The 7,072-nt window shown below is 68.6% G+C and carries 6 protein-coding genes; 2 read left to right on the top strand and 4 right to left on the bottom strand.

Annotation, left to right across the window (positions count from 1 at the left end; all coding sequences use genetic code 11):
• The 3 genes from VEG08_06645 to VEG08_06635 form a co-directional block, all read right to left on the bottom strand.
• On the bottom strand, window positions 1-665 hold a 665-nt coding region (locus VEG08_06645), incomplete at its 3' end, for a carboxypeptidase-like regulatory domain-containing protein (protein HXZ27662.1).
• Window positions 662-1,336 (bottom strand): DUF5666 domain-containing protein, encoded by a 675-nt coding sequence (locus VEG08_06640; GenBank protein HXZ27661.1) that lies wholly within the window; start codon window positions 1,334-1,336, stop codon window positions 662-664. The genes VEG08_06640 and VEG08_06645, both read right to left, overlap by 4 nt.
• 93 nt (window positions 1,337-1,429) lie before the next feature.
• Window positions 1,430-2,854, bottom strand: a complete 1,425-nt coding sequence (locus tag VEG08_06635; GenBank protein HXZ27660.1) for an amidase — start codon at window positions 2,852-2,854, stop codon at window positions 1,430-1,432.
• A 100-nt stretch (window positions 2,855-2,954) separates the two neighbouring features.
• Between VEG08_06635 and VEG08_06630 the strand changes: the two genes are divergently transcribed.
• Both VEG08_06630 and VEG08_06625 read left to right on the top strand, forming a co-directional pair.
• Complete coding sequence (locus VEG08_06630) at window positions 2,955-6,323, top strand: PDZ domain-containing protein (GenBank protein ID HXZ27659.1); 3,369 nt, start codon at window positions 2,955-2,957, stop codon at window positions 6,321-6,323.
• 88 nt (window positions 6,324-6,411) lie between these two features.
• Entirely contained in the window at window positions 6,412-6,720 is a 309-nt protein-coding gene (locus VEG08_06625; GenBank protein HXZ27658.1) for an oxidative damage protection protein, read from the top strand.
• Between the two features lie 11 nt (window positions 6,721-6,731).
• Here the strand turns inward: VEG08_06625 and VEG08_06620 are convergent.
• Window positions 6,732-7,072 (bottom strand): transglutaminase domain-containing protein (locus tag VEG08_06620; GenBank protein ID HXZ27657.1); only part of this gene is annotated, 341 nt, incomplete at its 5' end.

Below are 7,072 nucleotides of genomic sequence, written 5' to 3'. Positions count from 1 at the left end.
CCTTGCTGCCGCATCTCCTGGGCCCGTTGGCGCATTTCCTCGCCGCTCAGCCCGGCCAGGGTGGCGCTGGCGGCGGTTCCCGAGACCGCCACCGACTCGGTGGCGCTGTCGGCGGAGACACCGGGCATGCCCAGGCCCTCGCTGCCGGCCTGGCCGCCGCCCTCGCCCCCGCTCGCGCTTTCGCCGCCCTCCTGCAGTTGCGCGCTGAGGCTCTGGAAGCCGGAAGTGGCCTGCTGCGCGGCCTGCGCCTGCTGCTGCTTGGCCGCCGCCTGTGCCCGGGAGAGCAGGATGAGTTCCAGGTCCACGCGCGCCGAGCGGTTGGCGGCGTTGATGAGCACTTCCTTGGTGACCGGCGCGAAGGCGGCCAACTGCGCCCGCACCACGTAGCGCCCGTCCGCGGGCACGTGCAGCGCGTAGCTGCCGTCCAGATCGGTGGAGGTCACGGCCTTCTGCCCGGTGAGCGTGTTGGCCGCGGAGATCGCCACCCCGGGCAGGGGCATGTTCCCGGACTTCACTATTCCCTGGATGTCGCCGCCCGCAGGCGCCGCCGGCGGCGCCTGGGCGCGCAGCGAAGGCATGGCCAGCGCCAGGAAGATGGCGAGCCAGGGCAGGGCGCTGCGGCGCGGGTCTCCCTGCGACGGGGGATGGAGAAGGCCTGGCCTCAACGCGGTGGCGGCCCCTCCTGCGGCGGTCCGCCCATGCGCAGGCCCTCGCGGACATCACCCACGTTCAGCACCGCCGGGACGAAGGTGCCGTTCTTGAGCGCTCCCCGGCCATAGACGCGATCGCCGGGCTTGATGTCGGCCAGAGTGATGCTCTCGCCCTGCTTCTGGAAGGAGGTGTTCTCGTCCACCTCGATGGTCTGCGTCTGTCCGTCGACGCGCAGGATGGTGAGCTTGACCCCGTCGATGGACTTGACTTCGCCCACGATGAACTCCTTGCCCAGACCCTCGCGGAAGCGGGCTTCCATGGCGGGGCGGGCAGCCACCACCTCGGCGGTCCAGGTGTTCTCGCCGGCGGGCGTACCTCGTACCACCACCGCCTCGCCCACCTTGAAGTCGGCGAGCTTGGCGTCCTTCTGATCGCGGCGGTAGCGGGTCGCGTCGGTCAGCTTGACCGTGACCGTCTTGCCGTCGATGGTGCGCAGCACCAGGGTGTCCTTGTCGATGGAGGTGATGGTCCCGCCCGTTCCCTGGAAGCGCTGGCCCTGCGGGCCGCGCGGCCCACGCTGGCCCTGGGACGGAGGCGCATCCTGCGCCCGCACCGCCGGTCCGCTCAGCGCCGCGCAGCAGGCGACGATCGCAAACGTCAACACGCCAGTCAGATGCCTCTTCATGAAACCTCCGCCGCGCGGATTGGCCGTGGGCGGCCAGAAGACCTTACATCTTAATACCCGCGAAGGTCAGGAAAGTTGCTAGTTTGGGACGGATTACGCGGGCAGCGAAGGATGTCGGCCAATCCAGCCGGCACTGCGCTCGTAGGCGTGCGCCAGGCCCAGCACCGCCGCCTCGCCGCCCGCGGGGCCGATGATCTGCAGCCCCACCGGCAGACCGGCCGCGGTGAAGCCGCAGGGCAGGGAAAGGGCGGGCAGGCCCAGGACATTGAAGGGCCGCGTGTTGCGCAGCATCCGCATCTCGCGCGGCCGCAATTCCTGCGGGTTCTCTTCCAATTCCGCGAAGCTCGGCGCCGGGACGGGCGTCGTCGGGGTGACCACCAGGTCGACTCCGGAGAAGATCCTTCCCGCTTCCCGCCGCAAGTGCTCTAATTCGTGCCGCTTCTCCAGGTAGGCGGCGGCGCTGACCTCCGCGCCGGTGCGGATGCGCCGCAGCGTCTCGGGATCGTACTGCTCCGCGTGCTCCGCCACCAGCCGCGCGTGATAGGCCCAGGCCTCGGCGGTCATGACGGTGCGGTCGGCATCCACCGGCACCGTTACCTCGCGCATTTCCTTCACCAGCCCGGCGAGGAGTTGCAGGGCCTTCTCGATCGCGCTGGAAACCTCGGGGTCGAGCCCCGCAAAGAAGAACTCTCGCGCCACACCCAGCCGCAGCGAGGATGTCCTTCCCTTCAAGGCGGCGCCGTAATCGGCGACCGGGACGGGCTGGCTGCCGACGTCCTCGGGATCGTAGCCTGCGATCGCAGCCAGCACCGCCGCGGCATCGGCCACAGTGCGCGTCATGGGGCCGACGTGGTCGTAGGACCACGCCAGCGGGATCACTCCGCGCGCGCTCACCAGGCCGTACGTGGGCTTCAGCCCCACGATGCCGCAGCAGGCCGCGGGCAAACGGATGGAGCCGGCGGTATCGGTGCCCAGCGCGGCATAGCACATCCCCGCCGCCACCGCCGCCGCCGAGCCCGACGACGAGCCTCCGGTGATGCGCGCCGGGTCCCAGGGATTACGCGCTGCCTCGAAATGGCCGATGATTCCGCTGCCGCCGTAGGCGAACTCGTGCAGGTTGAGCTTACCCAGCAGCACCGCTCCCGCCTCCTTCAGTCTTCGCACTACCTCGGCATCATGCCGCGGTACCCGCTCGGCGAAGACAGCGCTGGCTGCCGTCGTCCTGGTCCCGGCGGTGTCGATCAGGTCCTTGAGCGCGATGGGGATGCCGTGCAGCAGGCCTCGCCGCTCCCCGCGTGCGATCTCCCGCTCCGCCGCGCGCGCCTGCTCCAGCGCCGCTTCCGCGGTCACCGTGAGGAAGGCGTTCAGCACCGGGTTCAGCGCCTCGATGCGCTTCAGGCAGGCACGCGTAAGTTCAACGGGCGACACCGCCTTCTTGCGCAGCAGCGCCGACACCTCCGTGAGGCTCAGGAGGTGCCGCGCGCCGGCCGTCTCCGCTTTCGCAGGCTTGCTCGCCATGGCAGCCAGACCAGTCTAACGGAGAGCGCGCTGGTGTGTGTGGCAGGCTGGCCGGCGCTATAATCCTCGGTCCCGCTCCGCGAGCGGGCCCAGGTGAGCCATGAGCAAGAAGATCTTCTCCCTCCTGCTGTTCGCCCTTATCGTCCTCCCCGCCTTTGCCCAGAGCGAGAAGCCCGTGCTGGCGCATCACCCCACCATGAACCAGACGGAGGTGGTCTTCTCCTACGGCGACGACCTGTGGGCGGCGCCGCGCGCCGGCGGCGAGGCCCATCCCCTGACCACCGGTCCGGGCGCCAAGACCGACCCCATCTTCTCGCCCGATGGCCGCTGGATCGCCTTCACCGGGAATCTGGGCGGCAATGTCGACGTCTATGTGATGCCCGCCGAGGGCGGCGTGCCCCGGCGGCTCACCTGGCATCCCGGGCCCGACGCCGCGGTCGGCTGGACCCCGGACGGCAAGGAAGTCCTCTTCGCCTCCTTGCGCAACAGCTACGAGAATTTTCCACGCCTGTTCACCGTGCCGGTGAGCGGAGGATTCCCCACCCAGATCCCGCTGCCGGAGGCGCGGGAGGGCTTCTACTCGCCCGATGGCAAGCATCTCGCCTACGTGCCCGTCAACAACTGGAGTCTGCGCCTCGCCTGGAAGCGCTATCGCGGCGGCCGCCAGGCGCGGGTGTGGATCGCCGCCCTCGCCGACTCCAGCATCGTCAAGGTGCCGCGCGAGGACTCCAACGACTACAACCCCATGTGGATCGGCGACAAGGTCTATTTCCTCTCCGACCGCAACGGCCCCATCTCGCTCTTCTCCTATGATCCCGCCAGCGGCAAGGTGAGCGAGATGGTGCACGCCGACACCGACATCAAGGTGGCCAGCGCCGGCCCCGGCGCCATCGTCTACGAGCAGGTGGGCTCTCTGCACATCTTCGACCTGGCCAGCGGCAAGTCCAGCGAGCTGCGCGTCAGCGTCGCCGCCGACCTGCCCGGCCTGCGGCCCCGCTTCGAGAAGGTGGGCGAGCGCATCGTGAACTACAACCTGTCGCCCACCGGCCAGCGCGCCGTCTTCGAGGCCCACGGCGAGATCCTGACCGTGCCCGCCGACAAGGGCGACATCCGCGACCTCACCAACACCACGGGCGCGGCCGAGCGCGATCCCGCCTGGTCCCCGGACGGCAAGTGGATCGCCTACTTCTCCGACCAGTCCGGCGAGTACGCCCTCTACCTGCGCTCCCAGGACGGCATGGGCGAGGCCCGCCGCATCGACTTGGGCACGCCGCCCTCCTTCTTCTATTCGCCGGTGTGGTCGCCGGACTCGAAGAAGATCCTCTACCACGACAAGCGACTGCAGCTCTGGTACGTGGACGTCTCCACCCCTGGCACCGCGCCCGTGCTGGTGGATACCGACTACTACGAGGCCCCCGACCATTCCCTCAATCCCGCCTGGGCGCCCGACAACCGCTGGATCGCCTACACCAAACAGCTTCCCAGCCACATGCGCGCGGTCTTCGTGTACTCGCTGGAGACCGGCAAGAGCACCCAGATCACCGACGGCATGAGCGACGCTCGCTACCCCGTCTTCGACAAGGACGGCAAGTACCTCTACTTCACAGCCTCCACCAACATCGGGCCTACCCAGGGCTGGCTCGATCTCTCCAGCTTCGGCCGGGCGGTCACCCGCAGCGTGTACGTGGTGGTGCTGCGCAAGGACCTGCCCTCGCCCCTGGCTCCGCAGAGCGACGAGGAGAAGGTCGCCGAAGCCAAGCCCGAGGCTGAGAAAGCCGCGGCCGCTCCTCCCGCCAACGGCGGAGAAGAGCCCGCCAAGAAAGAGGAGGAGAAGAAGCCGGCCAAGAAGGAGCCGGCGGCGGTGCGCATCGATTTCGAGGGCATCGGCCAGCGCATCCTGGCCCTGCCCATCCCCGCACGCAACTTCCAGGGCGTCTTCGCCGGTGAGGCCGGCACCATCTTCCTGGTGGAGACCGCGGCGCTCCCGCTCGAGCGGGGAGACTTTGGGGTCGGCGCCCTAGACCGCTTCGAGCTGGGGCCGCGCCATTTCGCCAAGCTGCTCGACGGGGTCAGCAACTTCGCCGTCTCCACCGATGGCAAGAAGCTGCTCTACAGCCTGGGGCTGGGACCGGCCACCAAGTGGTTCATCGCCCCCGCGCCTCCGCCCACGCCGCCCTCCGGTCCCGCTCCCGAAGCCGCGCCCCGCCTCAACGGGCGCATGCTCCGGACCGACGGCATGCAGGTCTGGGTGGATCCCCGCGCCGAGTGGCAGCAGGAATACCGCGAGGTGTGGCGCGTCGAGCGCGACTTCTTCTACGCCTCCAACCTGCACGGCGTGAACTGGCAGAAGGCGGAGAAGTACTACCAGCCCTTCATCGACGGCGCCGCCAGCCGCTACGACGTCGACTACATCTTCAACGACATGCTGGGCGAGCTGACTGTCGGCCACATGTACATCACTTCGTCTCCGCCGCCCGAATCCGACCAGCCTCCCACCGGCCTGCTGGGCGCCGAGTACAGCATCGAGAACGGGCGCTACCGCTTCACCAAGGTCTATGAGGGCGAGAACTGGAATCCGGAGCTGCGCGCGCCCCTCACCGGCCCCGGGGTGAACGTCGCCGCCGGCGAGTACCTGCTGGCGGTGAACGGCCGCGAACTCACCGCCTCCGACAACCTCTTCAGTTTCTTCCAGGGCACGGCCGGTAAGCAGACCGTGCTCAAAGTCGGGCCCGATCCCACCGGCAAGGGCGCACGCGAGGTCACCGTGGTGCCCATCCCCAACGAGCGCAACCTCCGGCTGCGCGACTGGATGGACTCCAACCGCCGCAAGGTGGAGGAACTCAGCGGCGGCAAGGTCGCCTACGTCTACTTCCCCGACACCGCCGTGGGCGGCTACAGCAACCTGAACCGCTACTACTTCGCCCAGGTGGGCAAGCCGGCGGTCGTGCTGGACGAGCGCTTCAACCACGGAGGCGCCGCCGCCGACTACATCATCGATGTCCTCCGCTTGCGCCTCGACAACTACTGGTACACCCGCGAGGGCCACACCTTCACCACCCCCCAGGGCGCCATCTTCGGGCCCAAGGTGATGATCACCAACATGTACGCCGGCTCTGGCGGCGACGCCCTGCCCTGGTACTTCCGCCACGAGAAGATCGGGAAGCTCATCGGCACGCGCACCTGGGGCGGCCTGGTCGGCATCTACGACTACCCCGAGTTCATGGATGGCGGTGGCGTCACCGCGCCCCGCGTCGCCTTCTACAACCCCGACGGCGAGTGGGACGTCGAGAACCATGGCGTGCCCCCGGACATCGAGGTCGAATACTCGCCCCAGGCCTGGCGCCAGGGCCACGACCCGCAGTTGGAGAAGGCAGTGGAGGTGGTGATGGAAGAACTCAAGGCGAACCCGCCCAAGACGGTCCCGCCTCCCGCCTTCCCCGACTACCATCCCGGAGGCTGGCCGAAGTAGTGATGGGAGCTGGTTTCCAGAGGAGCGGGCGCGGCCACCACCGCGCTCGCTCCGGATGCGCTAATATAAGTGCCTTGAAGGAGCCCGCATGAGCAGCAGCACGCCCCCGCCCCCCGGTTCGCCGCGCAAGGTGTTTTGCGTGAAGTTCCAGCGCGAGATGCCCGGGCTGGACGAGCCTCCCTTCGACGGGCCCCTGGGCCAGAAGATCTTCGAGAACGTCTCCCGCGACGCCTGGGCCATGTGGGGCGAGCACTGCAAGATGATCCTGAACGAGTACCGGCTCAACCCCGCCAATCCCCGCGACCAGGAGGTCCTGGTCAAGGCTCTGGAACAGTTCTTCTTCGGCGAGGGTGCCGCCCTGCCCGCCAACTACGTTCCGCCCCAGGCCAAGCACTGATCGGAGCGGCCCTACCGCGCCGGCGCACCGCCGGCCGTGGAGCCGAAGGAGAACGCATTGTCCACGTTGGCGTAGGGCGCCCCGCCCACTTCCACGTAGGGATACACGAAGAAGTTCAGCGGTGGGCCCTGCTGCCGCGGGGTGAGCGTCAGGTCGCGGCCTAGCGTGAACTGCACTCGCTGCGTGTCCAAGGTCCCGAAGAAGTAGTCGTGCTTGGCCTTGTCCTTCCAAGCCTCGGAGATGTCCACCGGCACCCAACCGTGACCGGGAACGTAGAAGTCCGCCCAGCAGTGGTAACCGGCGATCTGCCCCGCGTCCTTGTCGGTGGGCACGGGGAAGCCGATCTCGAAGC

This window comes from Terriglobales bacterium, from assembly GCA_035624475.1.
In the GTDB taxonomy this organism is placed as follows: Bacteria; Acidobacteriota; Terriglobia; order Terriglobales; family Acidobacteriaceae; genus DASPRL01.
This window is presented reverse-complemented; position numbering and strand designations above follow the sequence as displayed.

Bases quoted from the DNA above. Each gene is read 5' to 3' on its own strand.
- VEG08_06640 (HXZ27661.1), bottom strand. From the start codon at position 1,336: ATGAAGAGGCATCTGACTGGCGTGTTGACGTTTGCGATCGTCGCCTGC.
- VEG08_06635 (HXZ27660.1), bottom strand. From the start codon at position 2,854: ATGGCGAGCAAGCCTGCGAAAGCGGAGACGGCCGGCGCGCGGCACCTC.
- VEG08_06630 (HXZ27659.1), top strand. From the start codon at position 2,955: ATGAGCAAGAAGATCTTCTCCCTCCTGCTGTTCGCCCTTATCGTCCTC.
- VEG08_06625 (HXZ27658.1), top strand. From the start codon at position 6,412: ATGAGCAGCAGCACGCCCCCGCCCCCCGGTTCGCCGCGCAAGGTGTTT.